The sequence below is a fragment of the Streptococcus sp. 449_SSPC genome (assembly GCF_001073005.1).
Classification (GTDB): Bacteria; Bacillota; Bacilli; order Lactobacillales; family Streptococcaceae; genus Streptococcus; species Streptococcus salivarius_F.
On record NZ_JVGR01000010.1, the window covers coordinates 1 to 1,176 of the forward strand.

General features: G+C 52.6%; 13 tRNA genes. All 13 read left to right on the top strand.

The window, feature by feature from the left end:
* The first annotated feature begins 61 nt into the window (after positions 1–61).
* Positions 62–134: transfer RNA gene (locus ADH51_RS02185), tRNA-Asp, on the top strand.
* Positions 135–152: 18 nt separating this feature from the next.
* Positions 153–225: transfer RNA gene (locus ADH51_RS02190), tRNA-Lys, on the top strand.
* Between the two features lie 5 nt (positions 226–230).
* Positions 231–312: transfer RNA gene (locus tag ADH51_RS02195), tRNA-Leu, on the top strand.
* A gap of 12 nt (positions 313–324) precedes the next feature.
* Positions 325–397, top strand: a tRNA-Thr gene (locus tag ADH51_RS02200).
* A gap of 6 nt (positions 398–403) precedes the next feature.
* A tRNA-Gly gene (locus ADH51_RS02205) sits at positions 404–475 on the top strand.
* A 6-nt stretch (positions 476–481) separates the two neighbouring features.
* A tRNA-Leu gene (locus tag ADH51_RS02210) sits at positions 482–567 on the top strand.
* A 14-nt stretch (positions 568–581) separates the two neighbouring features.
* Positions 582–655, top strand: a tRNA-Arg gene (locus ADH51_RS02215).
* Positions 656–662: 7 nt separating this feature from the next.
* Positions 663–736: transfer RNA gene (locus tag ADH51_RS02220), tRNA-Pro, on the top strand.
* A gap of 5 nt (positions 737–741) precedes the next feature.
* Positions 742–815: transfer RNA gene (locus ADH51_RS02225), tRNA-Met, on the top strand.
* Positions 816–831: 16 nt separating this feature from the next.
* Positions 832–905 (top strand) — tRNA-Ile (locus tag ADH51_RS02230).
* A gap of 19 nt (positions 906–924) precedes the next feature.
* A tRNA-Ser gene (locus ADH51_RS02235) sits at positions 925–1,014 on the top strand.
* A gap of 9 nt (positions 1,015–1,023) precedes the next feature.
* Positions 1,024–1,097, top strand: a tRNA-Met gene (locus tag ADH51_RS02240).
* Positions 1,098–1,100: 3 nt separating this feature from the next.
* Positions 1,101–1,173 (top strand) — tRNA-Phe (locus tag ADH51_RS02245).
* The last annotated feature ends 3 nt before the right edge of the window (positions 1,174–1,176 follow it).

The following is a 1,176-nucleotide window of genomic DNA, read 5'->3' on the forward strand; positions in this document are numbered from 1 at the left end:
GCTGGGAGAGCATCTGCCTTACAAGCAGAGGGTCAGCGGTTCGATCCCGTTAACTCCCATAGGTCCCGTGGTGTAGCGGTTATCACGTCGCCCTGTCACGGCGAAGATCGCGGGTTCGATTCCCGTCGGGACCGTCAAGTAGAAATATTTGAGACTCGTTAGCTCAGTTGGTAGAGCAATTGACTTTTAATCAATGGGTCACTGGTTCGAGCCCAGTACGGGTCATATATGCGGGTGTGGCGGAATTGGCAGACGCACCAGATTTAGGATCTGGCGCTTAACGGCGTGGGGGTTCAAGTCCCTTCACCCGCATTAGAAAAGTTAGCCGGCTTAGCTCAGTTGGTAGAGCATCTGATTTGTAATCAGAGGGTCGCGTGTTCAAGTCATGTAGCCGGCATAAAATGCGAACGTAGTTCAGTGGTAGAACACCACCTTGCCAAGGTGGGGGTCGCGGGTTCGAATCCCGTCGTTCGCTTGAGGAGCCGGGGTGGCGGAACTGGCAGACGCACAGGACTTAAAATCCTGCGAAAGGAAACTTTCGTACCGGTTCGATCCCGGTCCTCGGCATAATATAATAATGAGCACCCTTAGCTCAACTGGATAGAGTACCTGACTACGAATCAGGCGGTTAGAGGTTCGACTCCTCTAGGGTGCATTTTTATCGGGAAGTAGCTCAGCTTGGTAGAGCACTTGGTTTGGGACCAAGGGGTCGCAGGTTCGAATCCTGTCTTCCCGATTTATGGCGGTGTAGCTCAGCTGGCTAGAGCGTCCGGTTCATACCCGGGAGGTCGGGGGTTCGATCCCCTTCGCCGCTATATATATGGATTTCTTGGACCTTTAGCTCAACTGGTTAGAGCACTCGGCTCATAACCGAGCGGTCGTAGGTTCGAGTCCTACAAGGTCCATATATTAATTATAATATTTGGAGGATTACCCAAGTCCGGCTGAAGGGAACGGTCTTGAAAACCGTCAGGCGTGTAAAAGCGTGCGTGGGTTCGAATCCCACATCCTCCTTATAATTAACGCGGGATGGAGCAGCTAGGTAGCTCGTCGGGCTCATAACCCGAAGGTCGTAGGTTCAAATCCTGCTCCCGCAATATGGCTCGGTAGCTCAGTTGGTAGAGCAATGGATTGAAGCTCCATGTGTCGGCGGTTCGATTCCGTCTCGCGCCATTT